Below are 25,493 nucleotides of genomic sequence, written 5' to 3'. Positions count from 1 at the left end.
CGAGCACCAGCCGTCCGCCTGCGCCGACAGGCGACGCACGGCGACGGCGTCGTCGGTGCGGGCCAGCGGCGCGATGAGCGCGGCGCTCTCCCGCTCGTCCAGGCGCAGCAGGTCCCCGCGCAGCAGCGTGAAGTGGCCGAGCAGCTCGGGCACGAGCCGGGTCAGGGCCAGGTCCCAGCGGCTCAGCAGCAGCAGGCGCAGCGTCTCGGGCTGGTCGTTCAGCCGCTCGTCGACGAGGCGCAGCGTGGGCGGCGGGAGCCGGTCGGCGTCGTCGACGACGACGAGCGGCGGGCCGCCGCCCGGCCGGTCGGGGCCGGCACGCCCCGCCAGGGCGTCGGCCAGCTGCTCGGGACGCAGGTCCGTCGCGCCGAGCCAGCGCACCGCGGCCCCACCGCGGCCGCGGCGGCTCAGCCAGCCCGCGACCCCCACCGACTTGCCCGCGCCCGCGGGCGCCACCAGCAGGGTGACGGCGCTCTCGGCCACGGCGTCGTCCAGGCGGCGCTCGAGGCGCCCGCGCGGCACGAACAGCCGCGGCAGGGGCGGCGGACCGGCGGGCCGGAACCCCCCGGACGCCTCCGCGTGCTGCTGGATCGGGTGTGCAGTGCTCATCGCCGGCTCCCGGACTCCGCGATCGAACCACGGCCTCCGGGCCACCGGCGCCCTCGCCCGACGGCCCCGAGAGGCTCCCTCGCGCGCCCTCGTCGTGCGCACGCCCCCCGTGCGAGCCACGGTAGGTCAGTCGGCGTCACTGTGCGCGCCGTCCCGCCGGGCGTCCTGCCGGGCGGCCCGCTCCGCCCCGTCCTCGCCGTCGGCGCGCCCGTCGTCCTCCCCGTCGGCGCGCCCGTCGTCCTCGCCGTCCGCCTGCCCGTCGTCCTCGCCGAACACCTCCCGCAGGGCGGCCTCCTGCTCGCCGGTGAAGCCGGTGACGATGAGGTCCGGGCTCTCGCGCACGCCCAGCACGGCGCGCACGTCGTCCAGGAGGGCGCCCGTGGACAGCAGGAACAGCGCGGAGGTGCCCGGGGTGACCGCGTCACGCACCCGGTTGACGAAGCCGTCGTCGATGCCGACGTCGGCCAGCAGCCCCGTCACCGCGCCCATGGCGGCGCCGACCGCGGCGCCCAGCAGCGGCACGAAGAACAGCAGCCCGAAGAGCATCCCCCAGAAGGCGCCGCCGAGGGCGCCCGCGCCGGCCGGCGCGGGCAGCTGGCGCGTGCGCGGCCGCGCGGCGCCCGGCTCCCACCACACCTCGGCGGCGTCGTGCAGGGCGCCGCGGCGCTCGGGCGCGAGGTCCTGGACCCTCTGGCCCGCCCCGCGCGCGCCGTCGGCGCTCGAGAACCTCCAGACGGTCAGGGTCGTCTGCGCCATCGCTGACCCCTCCCGACGTGTCGACACCATCGGACCTCCGGCCCCGCGCCGCGGCCTCACCCGTTCCCGGTGACCTCGCCCGGCGCCGACGCCGGCTCCGCCGGGGGCGTCCGCCCAGCGCCGCGTCCACGTCGTCGCAGGTCAGCGCCGCCGCGGAGGTGGACCCTGCACCGGCGTGGGTCTCCCCCGCACCGGGTGGGCGGCGGCCGGCGGCGCCGAGCGCCCATTCACCCGCTGCGGGTGACGGAGCACGCGCGCGGCAGCGCGAGCGTGGGACGAGCGAGGCTCGTCCGAGCCCGCCGAACCGTCCCTACGGAGCTCACCATGGCCGACGTCATCCGCGAGGACAGGACGGTCAGCCCGGTCGCACAGACGGGTGTCGTCCTGGCCGGCAGCCTCATGATCGTGCTGGGCGTCTTCCAGGCCCTCCAGGGCCTGGTCGCCCTCATCGACGACGACATGTTCGTCGTCCTGCCGAACTACACCTTCTCCCTCGACATCACGGGCTGGGGCTGGATCCACCTGGTCGTCGGGATCGCGATCGCCGTGACCGGGGTGTTCCTGCTGTCGCGCAGCGCGATCGCCGGCGGGGTGGCCATCGGCCTCGCCGCCATCAGCGCGGTGGCGAACTTCCTGTTCATCCCGTTCTACCCGCTGTGGTCGATGCTGGTGGTCGCCCTTGCCGTCTTCGTGATCTGGGCCATCGCCAGGTCGGGCATCTTCGACACCTGACCCGACGCCCCTGACCCGACCCGCTCCCGCGCCTGCGGGGCCGCCCGCCGCGAGGCGGCCCCGCAGGCGCCCTCCGCCGACCGCCCCGGGCGGCGGCGCACGATCCGGCCCGGACGTCCCCTCGACGCGCCCGGACCGCGCCGGCACGCGAGGCGTCTGCCGTGGGGCGCCTCGCGTGCCCGGCTGCGCGTGCGGGTGGGCACCGGCCTTCACACGGGCGGGCGCCGCAGCCGGTACCACCGCGGTCCCGTCCGGTTCATCGGCCAGCCCAGACCAGCGGTGCTGGCGGGCTCGTCGACCTCGACGCGCCAGCCGGCGAACGCCGTCTCGACGTCACGCCGGGACACCCCGCCGACGAGAGCGCGCAGCCGGGGCCCGAAGGCGAGCATCAGCACCGTCGCCCCGGGGTTGGCGAGGGCGCTGACGCCCGCCGCCTCGGCGGCCCGCCCGGCCGCGTCGAGCCCCTGGAAGCAGCCCACGTCGAGGAAGAGGTCGAAGGTGCCGAGGCCGGCCCCGGGAAGGTCGAGTACGTCGCCGACGACGTACTCGACCCCAGCGCCCGCCACGCGGCGCGCCTCGGCGACGGCCTGCGGCACGACGTCGACCCCGACGGCCTCCCAGCCGCGTGCCGCCAGCTCGGGGGTGTACTGCCCGCGCCCGCACCCGAGGTCCAGCGCTCGGCCGAGCGGCACGGACCGCCCCGCCTGCGCCCGGTCGAGCATCGCGTCCACGCTCGCCGCCGCGGCGTCGCGGTATCCCTCCCAGGGCCGGAACCCGACGCGGTACATGAGGCGGTAGCCCAGGCGGTTCGCCAGGGTCGCGACGTTCTCGAGGGCGCGGTTCGTCATCGGCGGCCTCCCCTCCCAGCGGACCACACCGGAGGCGTCACCGCACGTCGCCGTCCGTGCGCCAGCGGCTGCCGCGCCGTCAGGTGGTGCGCCCGGCGGCGAACAGCCGTCCCAGGCCCGCCAGGCTCTTGGCGGCATAGGCCCGCCGCCCGGTCGCGAGGCCGAAGGCGAGGTCCTCCAGGGCGCCGCACCGGGCGTAGAACACCACCCGCTCGGCGAGGCCGGCGTCGTCGCCCGTCGCGCAGCCGCGGGCGTCCAGCGCGGCCTGCAGCCCGGCACGGCCCAGGTCGCGGTAGACCAGCCCGAGGTCGCGCGCCGGGTCGGCCAGCGCCGCGTCGGACCAGTCGACGATGCCGGTGACGACCCGCGCGCGGGCGTCGACGAGCACGTGCTCGATCCCGAGGTCGCCGTGGCACAGCGCCAGGCGGGACGCCCGCGGCGGCGGCTCGGCGCCGAGGAACGTCTCGACGCTCCGGCGGTGCTCCGGCGGGACGTGCGAGACGGCGGCCGCGTAGGCCTCCGCGGCGTCCGGCAGCCACGCCGCGGGCGCCGCGTCGTCCGGCGCCACGACGTCGGCCCACCGCTCGACCGGCTCGGCGTGGAGCACGGCCAGGAGGCCGCCGAGCGCCCGGCCCACCCGGGTGGCCACCGGGGTGGGCACGCCGGCCGCCCCGTGCGGGCCCGCCGGCACGTCCAGCAGCGGCACGTCCAGCAGCGGCGTGCCCGGCAGCCGCGGGTACACGAGGCACGCCGCATCGCCGGCGTCGTCGATCAGCTCCGGCGCCGGCACGGGCAGCGGCGACGCGGCGGCGAGCCGGCCCAGGAGCCGGGCCTCCCGTCGCGCCCGCTCGGCGTCGCCGGCGCCGCGCGCGACCCGCGCGACGAACCGGCCGTCGACGTCGTAGGCGACGTGGTCCAGGCCGGCGCCGAGCACGCGCAGCGACCGCACGGGGTAGCCGTGCCGCGCGAGCAGCGCGCTCACCCCGGCTCGCTCCGCCGCGCCGGACCCGCTGTCGTCGCCGGCACCGTGGTCGTGGTCGGGGAGACTCATGCCGCGTCTCCCGGTCCCTGGCCGCCCGGCGTGACGAGCCCGGACTCGTACGCCACGATCACGAGGCGGGAGCGGTCGCGCGCCCCGAGCTTGGCCAGGAGCCGCGAGACGTAGGTGCGGGCCGTGGCCGGCGAGATGGCCATGGCCCGCGCCAGCTCGTCGTTGGACAGGCCGCGGCCCACGTGGGCGAGCACCTCGCGCTCCCGCTCGGTGAGGCCGGCCAGCACCGCGTCGTCGAGCGGGCGACGGCGCGCCTCGGCGAGCGCTGTCATGACTGTCCGCGTGACCGACGGCGACAGCAGCGCCTCGCCCCCCGCCACGACCCGGACGGCCGCCCTCAGCTCCGCGGCGGAGACGTGCTTGAGGAGGTAGCCCGAGGCCCCGGACGCGATCGCCTCGAAGACGTCCTCGTCCTCGTCGAAGGTGGTGAGCACGAGGACCTTGACGTCGCTCAGCCGCGGGTCGGCGACGATCGCGCGCGTTGCCTGCAGTCCGTCCATGTCGGGCATCCGGACGTCCATGAGCACGACGTCGGGCCGCAGCTCGCGGACCCGCCCGAGGCCGGACCGCCCGGTCGCCGCCTCCCCCACCACGGCGATGTCGCCGTCGTGCTCGGCCAGCGCACGCAGCCCGGTCCGCACGAGCTCCTGGTCGTCGACGAGGACCACGCGGATCATCGCAGCCTCGCCGGCATCGTCGCGTGCACCCGGAACCCGCCGTCCGGCCCGTCGCCCGCGGCGAGCCGCCCGCCCACCGCGGCGGCCCGCTCCGCCATGCCCGCCAGCCCCGCGCCGCCGGTACCGGCAGGTCGCGCGCGCCCGTGCCCGTCGTCGGTGACCGTGACCTCGAGCCGGTCGCCGCGCACGGCGGCGGTGACGACCGCGCGGGTGGCGCCGGCATGGCGCAGCGTGTTCGTCAGGGACTCCTGGACGATGCGGTAGGCGGCGGCGTCGACGACGCCGTCCAGGGCGTCGGCGGGCACGGCGACGTCGAGCTCGACGCGCAGCCCCGCGGCCCGCGCCGCGTCGGCGAGCGCCGCCACGCCGCCGAGGCCGATGGTGCCCCGCTCGGGGGCCTGCGCGGGCGAGCGCAGCACCTTGACGGTGGTGCGCAGCTCGCGCATCGCCGTCGACGTGGCCCGCAGGATCTGCCCGACGGCGGCGCGCGCGGCGGCGTCGTCCTCGTCGAGCGCCTCCGCGGCGACGTTGCCGTGCACCGAGATCACCGACAGCGTGTGCCCGACGACGTCGTGGAGGTCGCGCGCGATGCGCACCCGCTCCTCCTGGAGCCGCTGCTCCCCGGCCCGCGCCTGCTCCGCCGCCGCGGCCGCACGGAGCCGCTCCTGGTGCGCGCGGGTCTCGCGCCGCGCCCGGACGCTCACGCCGAGCGCCACCGCCGCGACGACGAGCGCGACGTCGGTGAGCAGGTCGTAGCTGGCGAGGTAGGTCGCCGGCAGCCCCTCGTCGATCCGGGCCCACGCCGCCACGCCCACGAGCACGGCGCCGGCACCCAGCGCCCAGCCCGTGCGGCCGGCCTCCGCCGCCGAGTAGAGGGCCACCACGGCGGGCAGCGCGATGCCGATCGGCGGCAGCTGCAGCACGTAGTAGCCGAAGATGCCGAGCACGGTGGCCACGAGGAGGGCGCGCGGTGCCGTGCGCCGGGCCGCGGCCAGCAGGCCGAAGCCCGCGGCGAACGCGAGGGCGGCCGGTCCGGCGCGCCCGGTGGCGTCCAGGTCCGCCAGGACCACCACGGCGACCGCGAGCGCCACGCCCACGCCGAGGAGGGCGTCGACGCGGCGCACTGCCGCCCCGGACGCCCCCTCGTCGGGGCGGACGCGGTCCCTCACGGCGCCAGCCTAGGGACCGCCGCGGCGGGGCGACATCGCCCGCGCGGGCCCGTGGTCATCGCCCCTGGCCGGCCCGGCCGGTCGCCCGGCCGATCGCCCAGGCGACGGTCCCGGTGAGCAGGCCCAGGACCGTGCCGGTCACCAGGCCGCTCGGCACCGCCGCGGCGCGCAGCAGCAGCGCCTCCACGGTGGGCGGCAGGACGCCCTCGAGGTTGTCGCCGAGCGCGGGCGGGTCCCCGCCGAACGCCTGCGTCCAGAAGACCTGGTGGACGACCGCCAGCATCACGCCGTACGTCAGGCCGACCGTCGTGAGGGCCAGGAGCGGGCGCTCGGACCGCCACCAGAGCACCGTCACCACCCACAGGACGAGCGGGACGACGGCGAGCACCGCCGTCAGCGGGCTCCCCTCGTCGATGACGCCCAGGTCGTGCAGCGGGGCGCGCACCGCCGCCGCGGCGGCGAGCGCGACGATCAGCGCCACGGGCAGGCCGAGCCGGTGGGACCGGCGGGGCGGGGCGGCGCCGGCCGCGCCGGGGTGGGTGGCGCCCTGGTCGGTCCTCGGGTTCGCGTGCGGGTTCATGGTCGTGCTCCCGTCCGGGTGGGGGTCGGTGGGCGTCGGCGTGGCCGGGCGGCCGGCCGTGTCGTGGTTCGTCATGACGGGGACGCTAGGGACGCCGCCCCGCCCTGCACATCCGTCCGGTGTCGTCAGGCGTCGTCGCCTGCCGCCGACACCCGCGGTCGCCCGCCGCGCACTCACCCGCACCGGGCGATGCCCACGCCCACCGGGCGTGCTTGGGTCGCAGCATGTGCAGATGGATGGCGTACTCGGGCGACCCGGTCCCTGCGGAGGCGCTGCTGTTCCGGCCCAAGCACTCCCTGATCGACCAGAGCCTGCACTCCGAGCTGGGTGCGACCACGACCAACGGCGACGGCTTCGGGATCGGCTGGTACACCGACGGCGACGAGCCCCTGGTGTTCAAGGAGATCGACCCCGCTTGGAACAACCGGAACCTGCGGGAGATCTCGCGGGAGGTCAAGGCCCGGATGTTCTTCGCGCACATCCGCTCGGCGACCGGCACCGCCGTGCAGCAGACCAACTGCCACCCGTTCCGGCACGGCCGGTGGCTGTGGATGCACAACGGCATGATCGCCGGCTTCCACGAGATCAAGCGCGACCTCATGATGGCGGTCGACCCCGAGCTGTTCGGCGACATCGAGGGGTCCACCGACTCCGAGATGCTGTTCTTCCTGGCGATGACGTTCGGCCTCAAGGAGGACCCGGTGCCCGCGGTGCAGCGCGCGGTCGGCTTCGTCGAGGACACCGCCGCCCGGCACGACGTCGTGAACCCCGTGCAGATGACGGTGGCGACGACCGACGGCGACGCGATGTGGGCGTTCCGGTACTCCAGCGAGGGCAGGTCGCGCTCGCTCTTCTACTCCACGCGGGTGGACACGCTCCTCGAGCTGCACCCGGAGGTGGAGGTGCTGCACGAGCTGAGCGCCGAGACCCGCTTCGTCGTGTCGGAGCCGCTGCGCGACCTCGCCGGGGCGTGGAACGGGGTGCCGGAGTCGTCCTGGGGCATGGTCGGCCCCGGCAGGGCCGAGATCGGCACGTTCCGGCCGGTGTCGACGGCGGCCTGACCGCGCGCCGTGCTGCCACCGCCCGCCGGCGCCGGCTCGAGCGCGCCGCCTCCGCGGCCGAGCGCGCCGCCCTGCGAGGCGCCCGGCGCGTGGCCGTGGACCGAGCCCGCCAGCGCCACGTCGAGCCTGGCGTTCGTCGTCGCCGGCGCATGGATCCTCGTCGCCGCGCGACGCACCGACGGCGCGCCCGGGCGCACGACGCTCGGGGCGCTCACGGTCCTGATCGGCGTCGGCTCGGTCGTCCAGCACGGTCCCGCCCCGGCGTGGAACCCGGTGGTGCACGACCCGCCGCTCTTCGGCGCGCTCGCGCTCGTGGCCGCGGACGCCGTCGCGGAGCTGCGGTCACGGCCGGTGCGCGCGCGCTGGTGGGTGGTGCCGACGCTGGCCGAGGTCGGGCTCGCCGCCGCGGCCCCTGCCGCGTCCGTGGTCGCCCAGGTCCTGGCGGCGGGCGCCGCCGTCGGCGCCACGCTGCTGCGGGCCCGCGCCCGACCGGCCGTCCGACGCCGCCTGCTCGCCGCCGCGGCGGTCCTGGGCGTCGGCGCGCTGGTCGGCGAGCTGTCCAGGCCGGGCCGGCCCCTGTGCGCCCCGGGCGGCTGGTGGGACGCCGGGCTGTCCGGGCACGCGGTGTGGCACGTCCTCGCCGCCGGCGCGCTGGTGGTGCTGGCCCCCGCGGTGGGGAGCCGCCTCACGCCTGCGACGCCACCCGGCTCCGGGACCAGATGACGACCGGGACGAGCAGCACCGCCACGACACCGCCGGCCAGGGTGAGCCCGCTGTAGCCGAGCCCGGCCATCACCAGCCCGGACGCCGCTCCTCCGCCGGCCCCGCCGAGCGCGACGAGGACGTCGATCGAGCCCTGGGTGCGCGGCCGCCGGGCGGGCGGCGTCGCGTCGACCACCATCGCGGTGCCGGAGATCAGCCCGAGGTTCCACCCGAGGCCGAGCAGGGCCAGCGCCACGGTGAGCAGCCCGAGGGAGGCGTCTGGCGCGAACGCGGCCACGACCCCGGCGCCCAGCAGCGTGGCGCCCGAGGCGATCGCGACCGGGATGCGGCCCGCCCGGTCCACGAGCGCACCGGTCAGCGGCGACGGCAGGTACATGCAGCCGATGTGCACGCTGATGACGAGCCCGACGGCGCCGAGCGCGTGGTGCATCTCGCGCATGTGCACCGGCGTCATGGTCATGATCCCGACCATCGTGACCTGGGTCAGCACCATCACCGTGGCGCCGACCGCCGCGCCCGGGGCGGCCCGGCCGCCGGACGTGGGCGGCGTCGCCGGGCCGGGCCCCCGGGCTTCGAGCGCCCGCGCGACGAGGAAGGGGTCCGGGCGCATCAGGGCGAGCAGCACCCCGGCGGCCGCCAGGAAGGCGACCGTGGTCAGCAGGAACGGACCGGACAGCGGGGGCAGCCCGAGCGTGCCGGCGAGCGCACCCATCGGGTCGGCGAGGTTCGGCCCGGCGACGGCGCCCAGCGCCGTGGAGACCATCGCGACGCTCACCGCGGCGCCCCGGCGGTCCGGCCGCGCCAGGTCCGTGCCCGCGTACCGGGCCTGCAGGCCGGTGGCGATCCCGGAGCCGGAGACGAACATGGCGGCCAGCAGCAGCGAGACGCTGCCGAGCGCCGCGGCGACGACGACCACCAGGGAGCCGGCGCCGCCGGCGGCGAAGCCCAGGGCCAGGCCGTCCCGCCGGCCCCAGCGTTGCGTCGCCTGGCCGATGAGGAACGCGGCCAGGGCGGAGCCGAGGGTGAACGACGTCGCGGCGAGCCCGGACAGGCTGTCGTTGCCGGTCAGCTGCGCCGTGAGCAGCGCGGCGACGGTGATGCCCGCGCCGAACGCCGCCCCGGCCAGGACCTGGACCGCCACCACGACCGCCAGGGTGCGGCGCTGCAGGGACCCGACCAGGGCCGGGTCGGCGACGTACCGCTCGGCGGCGACGGCGGCCTCGCGCGACGACATGGTGCGCCTCCGTGCGGCGGGCACGGCCGCCGCCGCCCGAGCCGGGCGTCGGTGCCGGCGTGGCGGCGGCGCGCTCGCCCTCGGCACCACGCTAGTCCCCCGCACGCCTCGTGGACCCCCGTCCGGGCATCCCGTCGGCCGGACGTGCGGCAGGGTCGAGGAGCGCTTGCTTGGCACACTATTCCGACGCCACCGGGACCGACACCGCACGCCCGGGGCCGGCCGCGCCCGTCAGCCGGCCGCCACCTCGTCCGCGAGCGCGCCGAGCTCGGCGCCGGCGTCGGCCAGCCGCTCCGCGTCCACCGCCTGCCCCACGAGGGCGCGGATGGGGTCGATCGCGTCCCAGTCGTTGACGTGCATGCCGGCCACGACGGTGCCGGCGCGCAGCCAGAAGGCGGTGAAGCGCGGCTCGCGCGTGTCGCCGCGCACCACCACGCGGTCGTAGCCCGCCAGGCCGGGCGAGCCCACGTACTCCATCCCGAGGTCGTACTGGTCGGTGTAGAAGTACGGCTGCGCCGTCATGGCGGTCGCGTCGCCGGCCAGGGTGCGCCCCACGGCGGTGCCGTGGTCGATGGCCGTCTGCCAGTGCTCGACCCGCACGCGCCGGCCGAGCACCGGATGGTCGACGTTCGCCACGTCACCGATCGCGAAGACCGCCGGGTCGGCGGTCCGCAGGTGGGCGTCGACGAGCACGCCGTCGTCGACGGGCAGGCCGGCCGCCGCGGCGAGCGCGGTCTGCGGCACCGCGCCGACGCCGACGACGACGTGGTCCGCACCCCGCAGGTCCGCCGGGCTCACCGCGGACCCGAGCCGCAGGTCGACGCCGTGCGCGCGGTGGACGTCGGCGAAGACCCGGGCGACCTCGGGGCCGAGGACCGCGAGCAGCGGCAGCGCAGCGGCCTCGTGCACGGTGACCTGCGCGCCGGCGGCGCGGGCGGCGGCGGCCACCTCCAGCCCGATCCACCCTCCGCCCACGATCGCCACGCGCGGCGCCCCGGCGAGCGCGGCCCGCAGCCGCCGCGCGTCCTCGATCGTGCGCAGGTACGACACCGGGCGGCCCGACTCGTCGGCGACGCGCAGGCGCCGGGGCACGGCGCCGGTCGCCAGGACGAGCCGGTCGTAGGGCAGCTCGCCCGCCGCGGTGCGGACGACGCCGGCGGCGCGGTCGACCGCGGTGGCAGGCTCCCCCAGCCGCAGCTCGACGCCGTGCTCGGCGTACCAGGCGCGGTCGTGGAGGTAGACGACGTCGATCGGGTCGTCGCCCAGGAGGTAGCCCTTCGACAGGGGCGGCCGCTCGTAGGGCAGGTGGTCCTCGGCGGCGACGAGGACCACGGGCCCGGCGTAGCCGTTCTCGCGCAGCACGGTGACTGCCGTCCCGGCGGCGAGCCCGCCACCCACGACCACCACGCCGCTCATCGCCCCGCCCCCCGTCCCCGCGCGAGGGCGAGGAACTCGGCCCGCCGGGCCGCGTCGTCGCGCAGCGCGCCGGTGAGCGCCGACGTCACCGTGCGCGTGCCGCCGGCCCGGGCGCCGCGCAGGCTCAGGCACGTGTGCTCCGCCTCGACCACCACGCCCACGCCGCGCGCGCCGAGGCGCCGCTCCAGCTCCTCGGCCACCTGCAGGGTCAGCCGCTCCTGGGTCTGGGCACGGCGGGCGAAGTGGTCGACCACCCGGGCGAGCTTCGACAGGCCCGCGATGCGCAGGCCGGGCAGGTAGCCGACGTGCGCCACGCCGACGAACGGCAGCATGTGGTGCTCGCACACGGAGCGGACCGGGATGTTCTGGAGAACCACGAGCTCGGCGTAGCCGTCGTCGTTCGGGAAGGTCGTCAGCTCCAGCTCCGGCGCCGCGAGCAGCTCCGCCCAGGCCTGCGCCATGCGCCGCGGGGTGTCGCGCAGCCCCGCGTCGTCGAGCGGCTGACCGAGGGCGGCGAGCAGCTCGGCTGCCGCCCGCTCCGCCCGCGAACCGTCGACGGGCGGCCGGTCGTGGACGATCCGCGGCCGCCACGCGGCGACCCCGACCCCGACCCCGCCCCCGACCTCGAGCCCGCCGGGAGCCTCGGGCGCGACCTCGACGTCGAGCGGGTCGTCCGGAAGGCCGCCGGGCGCGCCGCGCAGGGCGCTGCCGGGCGGAGCGGTGGTGGCCACGTCAGTCATGGCGGCCTCCGAGGATCGTGGCGCGGTGCGGCATGGCGTCCGTCGTGTCCATGGCGCGACCCCTCTCGCGTGGGTGCTGGTGACCTCTTCGTCCCCCTGGATCGACGGTAGGAGCGGAGCGGACTAACGTCAATACATGTCTCCGATAGAAGGAGGACCATGGACGGGCTGACGGACGCCACCCGGGGCATCGGCGCCCTGGCCGAGCCGACGCGGCGCGCGCTCTACCGGTACGTCGCGGCCCAGCCGCACGCCGTCGGGCGCGAGGAGGCGGCCGCCGCGGTGGGCGTCCCCGTGCCCACCGCGCGGTTCCACCTCGACCGCCTCGCGGCCGACGGGCTGCTCGACGTCGAGTTCCGCAGGCTCGGCGGCCGGTCCGGGCCCGGGGCCGGGCGCCCGGCGAAGCTCTACCGCCGCGCCGAGCGGGAGGTGGCGGTCTCCCTGCCGCCGCGCCGGTACGACCTCGTGGGGCACATCCTGGCGGCGGGCGTCGAACGGGCGCTGGCCGGCGAACCGCTCCGGGACGCGACGCGCGCGGCGGCGGCGCGCGAGGGCCGCGCCGCCGCCGCGAGCCGCGCGGCACCGGCGGACACGGGCGAGCCGGGCGACACGGGCGGCACTGGCGAGGCGGGCGACGCGGGCGCCACGGCCGAGCTCGCCCGGCTGGGCCGTGCCCTCGAGACCCACGGCTACGAGCCCCGCCTGGACGCCGGCGGCGACCGGCTGCTGCTCGGCAACTGCCCCTTCGACGCCCTCGCCCGCGAGCACACCGAGGTGGTGTGCTCGCTCAACCACGCGTACGTCGCGGGCCTGGCGGAGGGCCTGGGGTGCCGCGCGGTCGACGCCCGGCTGGAACCCGGTGCCGGGCGCTGCTGCGTCGCGGCCTACCGCCGCGCCCAGGACGCCGGCGACAGACGATGACCGCCTGGTCACGGCCGCGGCCGCGCCGCCTCGGTCAGGTCCTCGTCGTGGTCGGCGAGGAACCCAGCGCACCGCGCGCCGCCGCCGCACCCTCGGCTCGCCCGGGACGACGAGCGCGTCCAGGTCCCCCCGTCGCGCCGAAGATCGCCAGCGCGCCGAGCTGGCTCGATGCCGTCGGGCGGGCTCCCCCGGCTATCGCTCCGGCGCCAGGCGCTCCCCCACCGTGTGCAGGACGACGACCTCGGGACGCCACGGGACGACGGCGTCGACCTGCTCCTCGAGCGCCCCGACGTCCGGCGGGTCGCCCGGGCTGCGGATCTCCACGACGAGATCCTGGCCCTGCCAGCGCACGTCGTCCACGGTGCCACCCGGGACCGACGCGGCCCAGGCCTGCGCGGCGTCCCGGCTCTGCGCGAGCCACAGCTGCGCGAGCACCGCCTGGGCGCTGTTCACGGTCATCGGCACGGCCACCACCAGCACGGCCACGAGCGCCCCGAGCACCGCGGCGCGCCGGCGGGGCCGGCGCGCATCGGCCCGCGCGGCACGGGCGTCGCGCAGGTAGCCGGCCCCGGAGAACACGACCGTGGCGGCGACGACGAGGGCGACGGCGTTGGAGGCGAACAGCAGGAGTGCACCGGCCGCGAGCGCCGGCTGCCCCTCGCCGAGGCACACGCCGACCACGCCGAGGGGCGGCACGAGCGAGATGGCGATCGCGATGCCGGGCAGGACGTCACCGAGATCGCGGCGGGACAGGGCGATGGCGCCGGCGAAGCCGGTCGCGAAGGCCGCGACCAGGTCGCCGAGCCCGGGCGAGGTCCGGCCGGTGACCTGGGAGTTGGACAGCACGTCGGTCGTGGCCGGCAGGGCCAGGGTGACGAGCGCCCCGAGCGCCACGACGACGACGGTGCCGCCGGCCACGGAGGCGAGCGACCGCAGGGCCACCGACCGGTCGCCCGCGACGATCCCCAGCCCGATCCCGAGGATCGGGGTCGACAGCGGCGCGATGATCATCGCGCCGATCACGGTGGCGGTGGAGTCGGTGACCACCCCGGCCACGGCGATCACCCCCGCGAGCACGAGCATGGTCCAGAACGCCGACCGCTTGGCGCGGACGTCACCGGCGTCCAGGTCGAGGCGGTCGACGACGTCGGCGAACGGGCGCCGCTGGGCGGCCGGGACGAGGCGCCGCAGCAGGCGGCCCTCGGCGCGGGCGCCTCGCGCCGCGCCGTCGTCGGGCGCCGCGCCGTCGTCGGGCGCCGCGCCGCGCTGGCCACGGGTCGGTGTCGCCATGGTCCCTCCCCACGCGCGCTCCGCGGGGTGCCCGCCGAGCGCCACGGGCTCGGGCCTCGAGCGTCCACGACGTCGTGGGACGCGTCCGTCGCTCCGCGGGCCGGCGGGGCGGTGCTCCGGTAGCGACGCCGCAGCATCGTCGGGCTGCCGCGCCGTCACTGTCAGTGTGGGGTGGCGGCCGGGAGCGCACAAGCACGAGGACGAGACGCCGTGACCGCGCGGGTCAGACGCCGGCGCGGCGCCACTGCAGGAGGCGCTCCCTGCTGCGCACCACGCGCAGCAGGGTCGTGAGCACCAGCCCGCCGACGAGGTTGCCGAGCAGCACCCACCCGAACCACGGCAGCCACGCGGCGAGGGACACACCGGGCTCACCCGCGTGGACGGCCACGAAGATGATCAGGGTGTCGAGGACCGAGTGCAGCAGCCCGGCGCCCACGATGACGAACGCGATGGCCACCGCCGCGACGACCTTGGCGACGTCGTCGTCGGTCCCGTTCTGCATCCGGGTCAGCAGCGTGATCGCCGCCCCGGCGAGCACCGCCAGGACGAACGTGCGCAGCCCGAGGGGACGGTCGACGAACTCGCGGCTGAGGTCCCCCGCCGTCGCGTGCAGGTCGGGCAGCGCGACGGCGACGAGCCACGCGAGCACCCAGCCACCGACGAGGTTGCCGAGCAGGGTCCCGCCCCACAGTCGCAGCAGGTGCACCCAGCGCGCCTCGCCGGCCACGACCACCATGACCGGGACGTGGAAGCCCTCGGTGAACAGCTCGCTGTGCCCCAGGCGCAGGGCGACGAGCCCGATCGAGAACGCGAGCGCGCCCAGCAGCGTGCTGCCGGTCTCGTGCACGACGACGAGCAGCGCCAGCACGCCGACGCCGACCTCGATGCCCGCGACCGTCCCCGTGGCCAGCAGGTCCGGCGTGCTGCGGTGGAGCCGGGGACGGCCCTCGAGCACGATCCGGTCGAGCGCCTCGTCCTTCTCCTCGGTGGTCGCCGGCTCACCCTCCCCCGGGCCAGGACTGCGCTGCACGTCCTCCGGCTCGCCCACGGCCCACCTCCGGTCCACGCGACGGGGTCGCCGCGACACCTCCAGGCTGCCGGACGCGCGCCGCACCCGCCCGGGGTCCCCCGCGCGGGGTGAGCCCGGTGCCACCAGCAGCGCGTACGGTGCGACGAGGACGGCGGAGGCGACCATGGTCCAGCAGCACAACCCTTCCGGCACGACCGGCGGCGCCACGGACAGGGCCGGCCTCAGCCGGGGCCTCGTCACGACCCTGGTCGGCGTCGGCCTGCTGGTCGTGTTCGTCGCGCAGAACAGGCAGGACGTCACGCTCACGTTCCTCGTCTGGAGCTTCAGCTGGCCGCTGTGGCTGTTCACCGTGGTCGCGGCAGTCCTGGGCGCGCTGGTGTGGATGGGGCTCGGCGTGCTGCGCCGGCACCGCCGGCGGGTGGCGCGCCGTGCCGCCCGGGGTGACTGAGCCGGCCGCCCCGGGCCGGCGAGCCCGGGCGCCAGACGGGAGGGGTTCCGTGACCGAGCAGCGGGACGCGAGCGAGGTGCGCGACCGGCTGGACCGCTACCGGCGGACGCGGGAGCAGGTCGAGCGGAGCATCCTGCCGCGCGCGACGTCGGTCGACGGCTACGCGTTCACCGTGCAGGCGTCCCTCCACGGGCTCGCGCTGCGCCGCGGCGGCTACGTCGCGCTCGAGACCGACGGCGCGCGGCTGCTGGGTCAGGTCACCGACCTGACGGCGGCGTCGGCACGCGCCGCCGCCGGCGGCACGGGCGAGCCCGACGTCGAGATCCGCCTCGCGCGAGGGTCCGGCGTCGTCCTGGACGACGCCGGACGTCCCTTCCACGACGCCCACGTCCGTGCCGCGACCGCCGACGAGGTCGGTGCGTGGCTCGCCCGCACCAGGCCGGGTCGGGCCGGGCTCGAGGTGGGCGACCTGGTGCACGCTCCAGGCGTGCCCGCCGTGCTCGACAGCGGCGGCCTCGGCCGCCACACCTTCATGTGCGGGCAGTCCGGGTCGGGCAAGACGTACTCCCTGGGCCTGCTGCTCGAGCGCGTGCTGGCGTCGACCGACCTGCCGGTCGTGGTCCTGGACCCCAACTCCGACTACGTCCGGCTGGGCGTCGTCCGGGAGGACGCCCAGCCGGAAGCAGCCGCGGTCTACCCGCGGGACGCCGTCCGGGTGTGGGGCGACGGGGCCTCGGCCGACGTCCCCCTGCGCCTGCGCTTCGCCGACCTGGACGCCGCGCTCCAGGCGGCGGTCCTCGGCCTGGAGCCCGTCCGCGACCGCGACGAGTACGCCGCCCTCACCGACGCGCTGCACCGGGAGGTCCCGGGCTCGCCGCTGCTCGCGGGAGCGCAGGACCTGCTCCAGCACGCCGACCCGGCGGCCCGGCGGCTCGGGCGGCGAGCGCAGAACCTCGGAGTCCTCGAGTGGGGCGTGTGGAGCCGGGGCGGCGGGTCGCTGGTGGACGAGCTGCGCCGGCCCACGGCGCGCTGCTGCGTGGTCGACCTCGGATCGCTCGGCACGGCGCAGGAGCAGCGGCTCGTCGCCGCGGCGGTCCTGACCACGCTGTGGGCGGAGCGGGCGCGCCGCCGGCCCGTGCTGCTCGTCGTCGACGAGGCGCACAACGTCTGTCCCGCCGAACCGGCGGACGAGCTGACACGCATCTGCGCGGAGCGCACCGCCCAGATCGCCGCGGAGGGGCGCAAGTTCGGGCTCTACCTGCTGGTGTCCAGCCAGCGCCCGCACAAGGTGGACGAGAACGTCGTCTCGCAGTGCGACAACCTGGTGCTCATGCGGATGGGTTCGGCCGCGGACCTCGCCGACCTGGCCCGGGTGTTCTCGTTCGTGCCGCCCGGCCTGCTCGCCGGGGCCACGTCGTTCCGGATGGGGCAGGCGCTCGTGGCCGGGCGGATCCTGCCGCAGCCTGCCTACGTGCAGATGGGTGCACGCGTCACCGAGGAGGGCGGCGCCGACGTGCCGGCGACATGGGCCGTCCCGCGCCGGGTTCCCGGCGACGGCTGAGCGCCGCCGGAGGCGGCGCGGCGACCGGGGTCACCCGCCACCGCTCGTCAACCCTGGCTCGCCCCGGCCCCGCACTGCACGTCGGCCCCCTGCGCCAGGCTCGTCCACGCCTGGTGCACCTCGTCGAGGGACTGCTGGGCGGCGTCGCGACCCTCCTCGGTGCCCGTGGCGAGCTCGGTGGTGAAGTCGGTGAGCGCCGTCTGCATCGCTGCGATCGCGGAGTCGAGGTTGCCGTCCGCCGCGGCCTGGACCCGCGCGAGCGCCGCCTCCACGTCGGCGACCTGCTCACGCACGGCGGCGGCCGGGCCGCTCGTCGGCGCACCGCTCGGGACGTCGGTCCCTAGCTGATCGACCTGGTCGGAGAGCGTGTCGAGGCTGGCGCAGATGTCGGGCTCCGTGGACTGCGCCGATCCGGCGCCCTGCCCCGTGTCGCTCGTGCACGCGCCCAGCGACAGCGCGGCCGCGACGCCGAGCGCCCCGCCGGTCACCCACGCCCGTACCACGCGCCCGTTGCGTCCGGTCATGGCCATCGCCGACCTCCAGCGTCCGCCGTCGCCACCCGCGGCGGGGGCCGCAGATCAGGTCGACACGTCCACGGTAGCCCCATCGCCGGGGCCCGCCAGCGCCCCGGCACCGGGTCCGGAGCCTGCGCCACGGCGCGCGCCGGAGCGTGCGCACGCAGCCGGCCCACCTCGTCGGCGCGTTGCCCGACGCGTCCCGGTCACAGCTCGACGGTGGCGTTCTCCCCGCCGTCGTAGCGACGGCCGGTGAGCTTCGCCTTGGCCAGGCTGATCGCCGTCGCGAGCCGCCCGCCGGGCGAGTCCCAGTACTCGGCGCTGTCGGCCTCGACCCGCACGAGCACGACGCTCGGGGTCTCCGGGCCCTCCGGGAACCACGCACCGGCGACCGCGTTCCACAGCTCGTGGATCCGCCCGCGGTCCCGCACCACCGACGCCGTACCGCTGACCGACAGCCACGAGCTGCCGGACGAGAACGACACGTTCACGCGGGCGTCGTGGGCGATCTCGCCCACCTTCGCGGAGGTCTCGTCGGCGAAGAACCAGAGGTCGCCGTCGAGCTCGACGTCCTGCACGCCCATCGGACGGCTCACGAGCCGACCGCTCGCGTCCACCGTGGTGAGCATCGCGATCCGGGTGTCCTTGACGAGCTCTCGCACCTTCTCCCGCGCCTGGTCGGGGTCGACGTCGGCATCGTCCGGCGAGCGGTCGTCACCGCCCTCGTCCTCCGCCGGCGATGCCGGGGCGTGGCCGGGCGCCGCACCACCCGAGGCGGCGCTCTGCCCGACGGTGTTCACACCGCTCGGCGGCTCGTGCTCCTCGGCGCTCCCACCCGATGTGCTCTCGCTCATGGTCGTCTCCTCGCCGGGCCGCCCGGTCGGCGGCCCACTGCGACCGTAGGTCGGTCGGGAGGGCCCCGCCGGTCGTGGCGCCGAGCATGGTCAGGCTCCCCTGCTGCTGAGCACCTCGGTCGCGGCGATCCTGAGCCGGCCGCCCTCGTCGGCGAACCGGTAGGCGGTGCGTTCGACCACGACGCGGCCGTCCCGGAACACGTAGGTGAGCGTGGCCTCGGCGCGGTCCGGCGGCGCGGGCTGCACGTCGCTGACGCTGACCTCGGCGACGCGGCTCCAGAACCGCTCGTAGGCGGCGCGGCCTCCCGCGTGGTTCTGCCGGTAGTCGCCCGTCATCAGCGCCCAGGCGTCGTCCGTGTCCGTAGGCATCAGAGCGTAGTAGCCGGTGACGGCCGAGGCCAGCCGGCTCGCACGGTCCGGGGCTGCGGCGTCCGGCTCTCCGCCGCCCCGCCCCTGCGTGCCGTCCTGCTGCTCGTCGCCCTGCCCCTGCTGGCCGGCCTCCGGGTCCTGGTCCTCGCTCCCGGGCGCCGGCTCCTCGTCCCCCGCCTCGGGCCCCTGCGTGGCCGGCGGCTCCGTCGCGGTCTGGCCCTGCGGGCCGGCGGCGCCCGGGGTCGCGGCGGGCGAACCAGCGTCGTGCGAGGCGCCCCCCGGGCTCGTCCCTGGGCTCGCCTCCGGGCTCGCCTCCGGGCTCGTCTCCGGGGACGCCGTCGTCGCCGACGTCGCCCGACCGGTGCTCAGCGGCTCGCCCGCGTCCGACCCGAACCACCCGGTCAGCTCGCCCGTGGCCAGGAACAGGGCGGCAACGACCAGCACCCCGGCGAGCAGCACCGGCACGCGCGGACGACGGCGCGTCGGCGGACCGCCGGTGCCGGCCCCGCCCCCGGCCGGCGCGAGCGCGGCCGGGGACGGGTCGACGACCGGCGCAGGGCGGGCCGCAGGCACGACGCCCGGGCCCGGGACGGGGTCGGGCGTGACCACCACCGGGACGGGCTGCGGCCGCTCGGTCCGCGGCCCCTCGGACCCCACCCGGGCCAGGCGCGTGGCCACCTCCGCCATGGCCGGCCGGGCGGAGGGCTCCCGCGACAGCATCGCGCGCAGGAGGGGCGTGAGAGGCCCGGCCTGGCTCGGTGCCCGCACCTGCCCCGCGGCGGCCTTGTGGAGCAGGGCGAGCGGGTTCGGCTCGGTGCCGAAGGGAGGCTCTCCCTCGAGCATCGCGTAGAGGGTCGCGCCGAGGGAGAAGACGTCGGAGGCGAACGTCGCCGCCCGCCCCAGCGCCACCTCCGGCGCGAGGTAGGCCGGCGTCCCGTGGAAGGTCCCGGAGCCGGTGAGGGTGGGATCGCCCATGGCGTGGGAGATGCCGAAGTCGCTGATGTGGGCGGCGCCGTCGGGAGTGATCAGGACGTTGCCCGGCTTGACGTCCCGGTGGACGATCCCGAGCTCGTGCGCGGCCGCCAGGGCGGAGGCGACCTCGGCGGCGATGCGGGCCGCCTGCCCCAGCGGCAGCGTCCCGTGCTCCTCGAGGACGGCCGAGAGCGGGGTCGACGGCAGGTACGGCATGACGAGGCAGGGCTGCCCCTCGTGCTCGACGGCGTCGAAGGCGGGGACCGCGTGGGGGTGGTGCAGCCGCGCGGTGATGCGCGCCTCGCGCACGGCCCGCCGCTTGGCCAGCTCCGCCTCCTCGGCCGGGACGCCGGCCACCGGACGCAGCTGCTTGATCGCGACCGGCCGGCCGAGCCGCTCGTCCCAGGCTTCCCAGACCACGCCCATGCCGCCGCTGGCGATCACCCTGCCGAGGCGGTAGCGGCCACCGAGGAGTACTCGCGGCGCGGTCACGGCCCCTTCTCTCCGTCGCGACCCTGTCCATCGAGGCTAGGGCGACCTCGGCGCGACTCGCGCGGGCAGACCGTGCGCTCCTTCGCCTCCCGGCCCCGGTGAGGGTCGGCCCGAGGCCGCACCGACGCCGGTGGGGCCCGGCCCCGGTAGAGCCCGGCCGCGCGACGGTCTTGGTGGCGTTCTGCCGGCGCCAACCATGCCCAAGAAAGACCTCAGGCCTGGCGAGACACCGTCTCACCAGGCCTGATCTGTCGGGCTGACAGGATTTGAACCTGCGACCCCTTGACCCCCAGTCAAGTGCGCTACCAAGCTGCGCCACAGCCCGATCGGTCGCCGTCGCCGGCGAACCGTCGTGGCCCCGCAGGGCCGAGAGGAATACTACCCCACGTCACAGGCCCGCCGAGACCACGCCCCGGCGCGCGCCGTGCTCCGCGGCGAGCATCGCGTAGACCAGCTCGGTGGACCACACGCCGTCGGCGGGGCGCACGTCGTTCTCCACCAGCCGCGCCTCCAGCCGCATGCCGAGGCGCTGCGCGACGCGCACGGAGGCGGTGTTCTGCTCGTCGATCCGGGCGAAGGCGCGGTGGAACCCGTAGCGCCCGAACGCCAGGTCGAGCAGCGCGCGGGCCGCCTCGGTGGCGTAGCCGCGCCCGGCCACGTCGGGGTGGAACGCGTACCCCACCTCGACCTGGCCGGCGCCCTCGGCCCACTTCAGCAGCAGCTCGCCGACCACGGTCCCGGCGTCGTCGTCGGCCACCACCGCGAGCACCAGCACGTCGCCCGGCCCGGCGAAGGGCGCCGCCGCCCAGCGAGCCAGCTTCTCCTGCGCGGCCTGCGGGGTCCACGGGTCCTGGTACATGTAGCGCACCACGAGGGGCTGCGAGCGCCAGGCGAGGAAGGCCTCGGCGTCGGCGGGCCCCGCCGGCCGCAGGGCGAGGCGTGGCGTGCGGACGGGCCAGGTGGTCTCGGTGGCGGGCGCGGCGGTCACGTGGCTCAGCCTCCTGGTCTCCCCGGTCGTCGTCAACGGCTTTGCGGCGCCCCGTCGTCGTCCGCGGTCTCCGCCAGCTCGCGGGCCCGCTGGGCGCCGTCGCGCAGCACCACCTCGAGCAGGCCGAACGCGACGAGGTCCACGACGAGGCCGGCGACCGCCGCCCACTCCAGGGCGCGGAACACGAACGGCTGCGAGATCAGCAGGCTGACCAGCACGGCCCGGCGCATCCAGACGGCGCCCTGCACGGACGCCGTACGACCCGCCATGATCGCCAGGACGGCGCAGGCCACGGTGCCGGCCACGCCGACGAGGACCACCACGCCGACCCAGGGCACCACGTCGATGCTCCGGCCCAGGACGCCGACGCCGACGGCGACGGCCTGGGCCGCCACGAGCACGACCGCGCCGCTCACCACGTAGCGCGCCCACGGCCGGGCGACGGCGGCGCGCAGCGCCGTGTCCAGGCGCAGCACGAGCGCGCGCACCGGGTCGGGCACGGTGACGTCGTCGTGCGGCACGGCCGCCAGCGCCCGGCGCAGCTCCGCGGCGCCGGGCTCGTCGCCGGCGCGGTGCAGCAGGTCCTCGACCTCCGCGCGGCCGGCGTCGGTGAGCCCGCCGGCCATCGCTGCGGTGAGGCGGTCGGCCGCGACGGCCAGGTACTCGGCCGGCTGGTGCGCGCGCCGGCCGTGCACCAGCTCCATCACGAGCACGAGCACCGCGACTACGACGTAGATCATCGCCGGGGTGGGCGCGAAGAAGTAGTCGTTGTCGGCGGTGACGAACTTGCCGATCTCGTCGACGAACAGCCCGAACCCCACGCCGCCCAGGACCGAGGCAAGCGGGCGCAGCGTCGGGCCGACGTAGCTGAGCATCAGCACCACCGCGAGCGCCATGAGCAGCCCGCCCCACAGCACGTGCGCCACGTGCAGGCCGCCCCCGCCGATCTGCGGGAACCCGGCCAGGGCCAGCAGCGCACGGGTGAGCAGCACGGTGGCCACGGTGGCGACGAGGAACGCGACGACGTGCCGCACCGCCGCGGTGTCGCGCACGACGCCGGCTCGCAGCAGGCGGTCGCGGGCCACCAGCGCCGCGTGGTGGACCGCCGGCGGCACGACGGGGTGGGCGCCGGTGTGGACGCCCGGGCGGTCGGCGGGCCGGGCGCGACCCGCGACCGGGGCTGCTGTCCGCTCCCCCGGCCGCCGCTCGGCGCGCCGGCCCGTCGTGCTCACCGCCGGCGCTTCTCCCGCACGCGCACGCTGATCTCGATCGGCGTGCCCTCGAAGCCGAACGTCTCGCGCAGGCGCCGCTCGATGAACCTGCGGTACTGCGCCTCGATGAACCCCGTGGCGAAGACGACGAACCGTGGCGGGCGCGTGGACGCCTGCGTGGCGAACAGGATGCGCGGCTGCTTGCCGCCGCGCAGCGGGTGCGGGTGCGCGGCCACGAGCTCGCCGAGGAACGCGTTGAGGCGCCCGGTCGGGATGCGGGTGTCCCACGAGTCGAGCGCCGTCTCCAGCGCGCGGACCAGGCGGTCGGTGTGCCAGCCGGTGCGGGCCGAGACGTTGACGCGCGGCGCCCACTGCAGCTGCACGAGCTCCTTCTCGAACTCCCGCTCGAGGTAGGGCCGGCGGTCCTCGTCCATCAGGTCCCACTTGTTGTAGGCGATGACCAGGGCGCGCCCGGCGTCGACCACCTGCTGCAGCACGCGGGTGTCCTGCTCGGTGAGCGGCTCGGAGGCGTCCAGCAGCACGACGGCCACCTCGGCCTTCTCGATCGCCGCCTGGGTGCGCAGGGAGGCGTAGAAGTCCGCGCCGGAGGTCTGGTGCACCCGGCGGCGGATGCCGGCGGTGTCGACGAACCAGTACGGCACGCCCTTGATCTCGACCAGCTCGTCGACCGGGTCGCGGGTGGTGCCGGCCAGGTCGTCGACGACGACGCGCTCGGCGCCGGCGAGCTTGTTGAGCAGCGAGGACTTGCCGACGTTCGGCCGGCCCACCAGCGCGACGCGGCGCGGGCCGGTCGGGCGGACCTCGCCGTGCGCGGAGGTCTCCGGCAGGACCGCCATGGCGGCGTCGAGCAGGTCGCCCACGCCGCGCCCGTGCAGGGCCGAGATCGGGTAGGGCTCGCCGAGGCCCAGGCTCCACAGGTAGGCGGCGTCGGCCTCGCCGGAGGGGCCGTCCACCTTGTTCGCGGCCAGCACGACGGGCTTGCCGGACCGGCGCAGCAGCGCCACGACGCGCTCGTCGGTGGCGGTGGCGCCGACGGTGGCGTCGACGACGAACACGACGGCGTCGGCGAGCGCGATCGCCACCTCGGCCTGGACGGCCACCTTGGACTCGATGCCCGCGACGTCGACCTCCCAGCCACCGGTGTCGACGAGCATGAAGTCGCGCCCGGCCCAATCGGCCGGGTAGCTCACGCGGTCGCGGGTCACGCCGGGCTTGTCCTCGACCACCGCCTCGCGGCGGCCGAGCACGCGGTTGACGAGCGTGGACTTGCCGACGTTCGGCCGGCCGATGATCGCCAGCACGGGCAGCGGCGCCTCGCCGGGCGCCTCGCCCTCGGCGTCCCAGTCGCCCTCGAGCAGCGCGCGGTCGGTCTCGTCGAGCTCGAACTCCTCGAGGCCGGCGCGCAGGGCACGCTCGCGCGCCTCGTCGTCGCCGTCGGCCGCGAGGGGCGCGTCGGTCACGACGGGCTCGCCGACCGCGAGGTCCTCGTCGGCGCCGGTGTAGTCGTCGGGGGTTGCCATGCGGACCATTCTCCCAGGCTCCGGGACCCGTGGCGCACCGGCCTCGCGGCGCGCCCCGGGCCGACGGGTCAGCGCGCGACGGTGCCGGTGACCTGCGCCACGACGCCGAGCACGGCGTCCACCGTCTGGTCGAAGTCGAGGTCGGAGGAGTCGACGGTCACGACGCCGTCGGCCGCGACCTCGAACTGGCTCACGGTGGCGTCGTCGCGGTCGCGGCGCACCACCTGGTCGCGGGTGGCGGCCACGGCCGCGGCGTCGGCGGCGCCGTGCACCTCGAGCGACCGGCGGCGAAGCCGCGCCTCCTCGCTCGCGGTGAGCAGCACGCGCACGTCCGCGTCCGGCGCCACGACGGTGGTGATGTCCCGGCCCTCGGCCACGACGCCGGCACCGCCGGACCAGCCGGCGTCCGTCGTCTCCGTCTCGATGACCTCGCGCTGCAGGCGCCGCAGCTCGGCGCGCACGTCGAGGTTCGTGGCCACCTTGGACACCTGGGTGGACACCTCGGTCGTGCGGATGGCCGCGCTGACGTCCTGGCCGTCGAGGTGCACGGTGGGCGCCTGCGGGTCCAGCCCCATCACCAGCGGCATGACGCGCACGGCGCGGGACACCGCGTCGGCGTCGGCGAGGTCGACCCCGCGCCGGGTGCACCACAGGGTCGCCGCCCGGTACATCGCCCCGGTGTCGAGGAACGCCAGGCCGAGGCGCCGGGCCACGGCCTTGGACACGCTGGACTTGCCGGAGCCGGACGGCCCGTCGACGGCGATGACGACCACTGGAGCTACTCCTCGGGTGCTGGGTACGGGGTTCGGTGCGGTGGTGGGAGCGGGGGCGGGTGCGGGGACCGGCGCGGCGGGGCGGGACGCGGCCGTCACAGGTCGACGGCGGACATCAGGCTGCCGACCTCGGTCCGGTTGAGCACGCGCGTGGTGCCCGGACGCTGGTTGCCGAGCGCGATCGGGCCGATGCGGGTGCGCACCAGGCGCAGCACGGGGTGGCCGACGGCGTCGAACATGCGCCGCACGATGCGGTTGCGGCCCTCGTGCAGCACGACCTCGACCATGGTGCGGTCGCCGAGCGACTGCACGATCTTCACCTTGTCCATCGCGGCCGGGCCGTCCTCGAGGTCGACGCCGCGCAGCAGCTCCTTGACGACGCGCGGGTAGACCTCGCCGCCGCCGACGGTCACCAGGTAGGTCTTGGCGATCTCGTAGCGGGGGTGCGCGAGCCGGTTGGCCAGCTCCCCGTCGTTGGTCAGCAGCAGCAGGCCCTCGCTGTCGGTGTCGAGGCGCCCGACGTGGAACAGGCGCTCGGACCGGTCGGCGACGACGTCGGCCACGGTGGGGCGGCCCTGCGGGTCGCTCATCGTGGACACCATGCCGCGCGGCTTGTTGAGCGCCAGGGTCACCTTGTCGGTGTCGGTCTGCACGCGCATGCCGTCCACGTGCACGACGCTGCGCACCGGGTCGACCCGCAGGCCGAGCTCGACGACGACCTGCCCGTCCACCGTCACCCGGCCGTCGGCGATGAGCTCCTCGGCCTTGCGGCGCGAGCCGAACCCGGCGGAGGCGAGCACCTTCTGCAGGCGCACGCCGTCGGGCACGTGGACGTCCTTCGGCGGCTGCGGTGTGTGGCGGGACCGGTTCGCGGGCTGGTTGGTGGGCTGGTTGGCGGGCACGGGTCGATTCTCTCAGGCTCCCGGGCCCTC

26 protein-coding genes and 1 tRNA gene are annotated in these 25,493 nt (G+C 76.8%); 6 read left to right on the top strand and 21 right to left on the bottom strand.

What is annotated here, in order from left to right; translation table 11 throughout:
- Both GSF02_RS13595 and GSF02_RS13590 read right to left on the bottom strand, forming a co-directional pair.
- On the bottom strand, nucleotides 1-609 hold a 609-nt coding region (locus GSF02_RS13595; protein ID WP_201308934.1), incomplete at its 3' end, for a hypothetical protein.
- A 126-nt stretch (nucleotides 610-735) separates the two neighbouring features.
- Entirely contained in the window at nucleotides 736-1,365 is a 630-nt protein-coding gene (locus GSF02_RS13590; RefSeq protein WP_159797382.1) for a DUF1269 domain-containing protein, read from the bottom strand.
- A 324-nt stretch (nucleotides 1,366-1,689) separates the two neighbouring features.
- On the opposite strand from GSF02_RS13590, the gene GSF02_RS13585 reads away from it, so the two are divergent.
- Nucleotides 1,690-2,097 (top strand): DUF7144 family membrane protein, encoded by a 408-nt coding sequence (locus GSF02_RS13585; protein ID WP_159797380.1) that lies wholly within the window; start codon nucleotides 1,690-1,692, stop codon nucleotides 2,095-2,097.
- A 209-nt stretch (nucleotides 2,098-2,306) separates the two neighbouring features.
- Here GSF02_RS13585 and GSF02_RS13580 read toward each other — a convergent pair whose 3' ends face one another.
- The 5 genes from GSF02_RS13580 to GSF02_RS13560 all read right to left on the bottom strand — a co-directional run bounded on the left by GSF02_RS13580 (nucleotide 2,307) and on the right by GSF02_RS13560 (nucleotide 6,497).
- Nucleotides 2,307-2,945 (bottom strand): class I SAM-dependent methyltransferase, encoded by a 639-nt coding sequence (locus GSF02_RS13580; RefSeq protein WP_201308933.1) that lies wholly within the window; start codon nucleotides 2,943-2,945, stop codon nucleotides 2,307-2,309.
- A gap of 79 nt (nucleotides 2,946-3,024) precedes the next feature.
- Nucleotides 3,025-3,996 (bottom strand): phosphotransferase family protein, encoded by a 972-nt coding sequence (locus tag GSF02_RS13575; protein WP_159797378.1) that lies wholly within the window; start codon nucleotides 3,994-3,996, stop codon nucleotides 3,025-3,027.
- Nucleotides 3,993-4,673: a response regulator gene (locus GSF02_RS13570; RefSeq protein ID WP_159797376.1), complete on the bottom strand. Its 681-nt coding sequence runs from the start codon at nucleotides 4,671-4,673 to the stop codon at nucleotides 3,993-3,995. Before GSF02_RS13570 ends, GSF02_RS13575 begins: the two co-directional genes overlap by 4 nt.
- On the bottom strand, nucleotides 4,670-5,842 hold the full coding sequence (locus GSF02_RS13565; RefSeq protein ID WP_235915569.1) for a sensor histidine kinase: 1,173 nt from the start codon (nucleotides 5,840-5,842) through the stop codon (nucleotides 4,670-4,672). Before GSF02_RS13565 ends, GSF02_RS13570 begins: the two co-directional genes overlap by 4 nt.
- Nucleotides 5,843-5,897: 55 nt before the next feature.
- A complete protein-coding gene (locus GSF02_RS13560) occupies nucleotides 5,898-6,497 on the bottom strand; it encodes a hypothetical protein (protein WP_159797374.1) in 600 nt (199 codons plus the stop codon).
- Nucleotides 6,498-6,646: 149 nt separating this feature from the next.
- Here GSF02_RS13560 and GSF02_RS13555 point away from each other — a divergent pair, with 149 nt between their 5' ends.
- Nucleotides 6,647-7,483 (top strand): class II glutamine amidotransferase, encoded by an 837-nt coding sequence (locus GSF02_RS13555; RefSeq protein WP_201308932.1) that lies wholly within the window; start codon nucleotides 6,647-6,649, stop codon nucleotides 7,481-7,483.
- Nucleotides 7,484-7,492: 9 nt separating this feature from the next.
- Nucleotides 7,493-8,206 carry a hypothetical protein gene (locus tag GSF02_RS13550; RefSeq protein ID WP_201308931.1) on the top strand — a complete coding sequence of 238 codons (714 nt, stop codon included), beginning with the start codon at nucleotides 7,493-7,495 and terminating at the stop codon, nucleotides 8,204-8,206.
- Here GSF02_RS13550 and GSF02_RS13545 read toward each other — a convergent pair.
- From GSF02_RS13545 to folE, 3 genes are all read right to left on the bottom strand, one after another.
- On the bottom strand, nucleotides 8,169-9,440 hold the full coding sequence (locus tag GSF02_RS13545) for an MFS transporter (protein ID WP_159797372.1): 1,272 nt from the start codon (nucleotides 9,438-9,440) through the stop codon (nucleotides 8,169-8,171). The two genes, GSF02_RS13550 and GSF02_RS13545, sit on opposite strands and share 38 nt — an antisense overlap.
- 231 nt (nucleotides 9,441-9,671) lie before the next feature.
- Entirely contained in the window at nucleotides 9,672-10,856 is a 1,185-nt protein-coding gene (locus tag GSF02_RS13540) for an NAD(P)/FAD-dependent oxidoreductase (protein WP_159797370.1), read from the bottom strand.
- Entirely contained in the window at nucleotides 10,853-11,596 is a 744-nt protein-coding gene (folE, locus tag GSF02_RS13535) for a GTP cyclohydrolase I (RefSeq protein ID WP_159797368.1), read from the bottom strand. The genes GSF02_RS13540 and folE overlap by 4 nt, the downstream gene beginning before the upstream one ends.
- Before the next feature lie 159 nt (nucleotides 11,597-11,755).
- Here folE and GSF02_RS13530 point away from each other — a divergent pair, with 159 nt between their 5' ends.
- Nucleotides 11,756-12,517 carry a helix-turn-helix transcriptional regulator gene (locus GSF02_RS13530; protein ID WP_159797366.1) on the top strand — a complete coding sequence of 254 codons (762 nt, stop codon included), beginning with the start codon at nucleotides 11,756-11,758 and terminating at the stop codon, nucleotides 12,515-12,517.
- 192 nt (nucleotides 12,518-12,709) lie between these two features.
- On the opposite strand, the gene GSF02_RS13525 is transcribed toward GSF02_RS13530, so the two are convergent.
- Nucleotides 12,710-13,807 (bottom strand): TIGR00341 family protein, encoded by a 1,098-nt coding sequence (locus tag GSF02_RS13525; protein ID WP_159797364.1) that lies wholly within the window; start codon nucleotides 13,805-13,807, stop codon nucleotides 12,710-12,712.
- A gap of 223 nt (nucleotides 13,808-14,030) precedes the next feature.
- Nucleotides 14,031-14,855, bottom strand: coding sequence for a formate/nitrite transporter family protein (locus GSF02_RS13520; RefSeq protein WP_235915568.1), 825 nt, complete (start codon nucleotides 14,853-14,855; stop codon nucleotides 14,031-14,033).
- 145 nt (nucleotides 14,856-15,000) lie between these two features.
- Between GSF02_RS13520 and GSF02_RS13515 the strand changes: the two genes are divergently transcribed.
- Entirely contained in the window at nucleotides 15,001-15,285 is a 285-nt protein-coding gene (locus tag GSF02_RS13515) for a lipopolysaccharide assembly protein LapA domain-containing protein (RefSeq protein WP_159797360.1), read from the top strand.
- A gap of 49 nt (nucleotides 15,286-15,334) precedes the next feature.
- Nucleotides 15,335-16,846, top strand: coding sequence for an ATP-binding protein (locus GSF02_RS13510; RefSeq protein WP_201308930.1), 1,512 nt, complete (start codon nucleotides 15,335-15,337; stop codon nucleotides 16,844-16,846).
- A 47-nt stretch (nucleotides 16,847-16,893) separates the two neighbouring features.
- Here GSF02_RS13510 and GSF02_RS13505 read toward each other — a convergent pair whose 3' ends face one another.
- From GSF02_RS13505 to GSF02_RS13465, 9 genes are all read right to left on the bottom strand, one after another.
- Nucleotides 16,894-17,370, bottom strand: a complete 477-nt coding sequence (locus GSF02_RS13505; RefSeq protein WP_159797358.1) for a hypothetical protein — start codon at nucleotides 17,368-17,370, stop codon at nucleotides 16,894-16,896.
- Between the two features lie 197 nt (nucleotides 17,371-17,567).
- Nucleotides 17,568-18,215, bottom strand: coding sequence for a pyridoxamine 5'-phosphate oxidase family protein (locus GSF02_RS13500; protein WP_159797356.1), 648 nt, complete (start codon nucleotides 18,213-18,215; stop codon nucleotides 17,568-17,570).
- Between the two features lie 90 nt (nucleotides 18,216-18,305).
- Nucleotides 18,306-20,048, bottom strand: a complete 1,743-nt coding sequence (locus tag GSF02_RS13495) for a serine/threonine-protein kinase (RefSeq protein ID WP_159797354.1) — start codon at nucleotides 20,046-20,048, stop codon at nucleotides 18,306-18,308.
- 251 nt (nucleotides 20,049-20,299) lie between these two features.
- Nucleotides 20,300-20,373, bottom strand: a tRNA-Pro gene (locus tag GSF02_RS13490).
- A gap of 63 nt (nucleotides 20,374-20,436) precedes the next feature.
- Nucleotides 20,437-21,036 (bottom strand): GNAT family N-acetyltransferase, encoded by a 600-nt coding sequence (locus GSF02_RS13485; protein WP_235915567.1) that lies wholly within the window; start codon nucleotides 21,034-21,036, stop codon nucleotides 20,437-20,439.
- A gap of 32 nt (nucleotides 21,037-21,068) precedes the next feature.
- The gene (locus GSF02_RS13480) at nucleotides 21,069-22,268 is read right to left on the bottom strand and encodes a hypothetical protein (RefSeq protein ID WP_235915566.1); all 1,200 of its coding nucleotides are present in this window, start codon (nucleotides 22,266-22,268) and stop codon (nucleotides 21,069-21,071) included.
- Nucleotides 22,265-23,788, bottom strand: coding sequence for a ribosome biogenesis GTPase Der (gene der / locus GSF02_RS13475; protein ID WP_235915565.1), 1,524 nt, complete (start codon nucleotides 23,786-23,788; stop codon nucleotides 22,265-22,267). Before der ends, GSF02_RS13480 begins: the two co-directional genes overlap by 4 nt.
- Nucleotides 23,789-23,856: 68 nt before the next feature.
- Entirely contained in the window at nucleotides 23,857-24,561 is a 705-nt protein-coding gene (gene cmk / locus GSF02_RS13470) for a (d)CMP kinase (protein WP_159797350.1), read from the bottom strand.
- 95 nt (nucleotides 24,562-24,656) lie between these two features.
- A complete protein-coding gene (locus tag GSF02_RS13465; protein ID WP_408003897.1) occupies nucleotides 24,657-25,463 on the bottom strand; it encodes a pseudouridine synthase in 807 nt (268 codons plus the stop codon).
- Nucleotides 25,464-25,493 lie beyond the last annotated feature (30 nt).

Origin of the sequence: Puerhibacterium puerhi (assembly GCF_009846865.1) — a bacterium.
Taxonomy (GTDB): Bacteria; Actinomycetota; Actinomycetes; order Actinomycetales; family Cellulomonadaceae; genus Puerhibacterium; species Puerhibacterium puerhi.
Note: the sequence above shows the minus strand (reverse complement) of the source record. Positions and strands in the feature narration are given on the sequence as shown.

Coding starts and splice junctions, on each gene's coding strand:
- GSF02_RS13590 (WP_159797382.1), bottom strand. CDS start 1,365: ATGGCGCAGACGACCCTGACCGTCTGGAGGTTCTCGAGCGCCGACGGC.
- GSF02_RS13585 (WP_159797380.1), top strand. CDS start 1,690: ATGGCCGACGTCATCCGCGAGGACAGGACGGTCAGCCCGGTCGCACAG.
- GSF02_RS13580 (WP_201308933.1), bottom strand. CDS start 2,945: ATGACGAACCGCGCCCTCGAGAACGTCGCGACCCTGGCGAACCGCCTG.
- GSF02_RS13575 (WP_159797378.1), bottom strand. CDS start 3,996: ATGAGTCTCCCCGACCACGACCACGGTGCCGGCGACGACAGCGGGTCC.
- GSF02_RS13570 (WP_159797376.1), bottom strand. CDS start 4,673: ATGATCCGCGTGGTCCTCGTCGACGACCAGGAGCTCGTGCGGACCGGG.
- GSF02_RS13560 (WP_159797374.1), bottom strand. CDS start 6,497: ATGACGAACCACGACACGGCCGGCCGCCCGGCCACGCCGACGCCCACC.
- GSF02_RS13555 (WP_201308932.1), top strand. CDS start 6,647: ATGTGCAGATGGATGGCGTACTCGGGCGACCCGGTCCCTGCGGAGGCG.
- GSF02_RS13545 (WP_159797372.1), bottom strand. CDS start 9,440: ATGTCGTCGCGCGAGGCCGCCGTCGCCGCCGAGCGGTACGTCGCCGAC.
- GSF02_RS13540 (WP_159797370.1), bottom strand. CDS start 10,856: ATGAGCGGCGTGGTGGTCGTGGGTGGCGGGCTCGCCGCCGGGACGGCA.
- folE (WP_159797368.1), bottom strand. CDS start 11,596: ATGACTGACGTGGCCACCACCGCTCCGCCCGGCAGCGCCCTGCGCGGC.
- GSF02_RS13530 (WP_159797366.1), top strand. CDS start 11,756: ATGGACGGGCTGACGGACGCCACCCGGGGCATCGGCGCCCTGGCCGAG.
- GSF02_RS13525 (WP_159797364.1), bottom strand. CDS start 13,807: ATGGCGACACCGACCCGTGGCCAGCGCGGCGCGGCGCCCGACGACGGC.
- GSF02_RS13515 (WP_159797360.1), top strand. CDS start 15,001: ATGGTCCAGCAGCACAACCCTTCCGGCACGACCGGCGGCGCCACGGAC.
- GSF02_RS13505 (WP_159797358.1), bottom strand. CDS start 17,370: ATGACCGGACGCAACGGGCGCGTGGTACGGGCGTGGGTGACCGGCGGG.
- GSF02_RS13500 (WP_159797356.1), bottom strand. CDS start 18,215: ATGAGCGAGAGCACATCGGGTGGGAGCGCCGAGGAGCACGAGCCGCCG.
- der (WP_235915565.1), bottom strand. CDS start 23,788: ATGGCAACCCCCGACGACTACACCGGCGCCGACGAGGACCTCGCGGTC.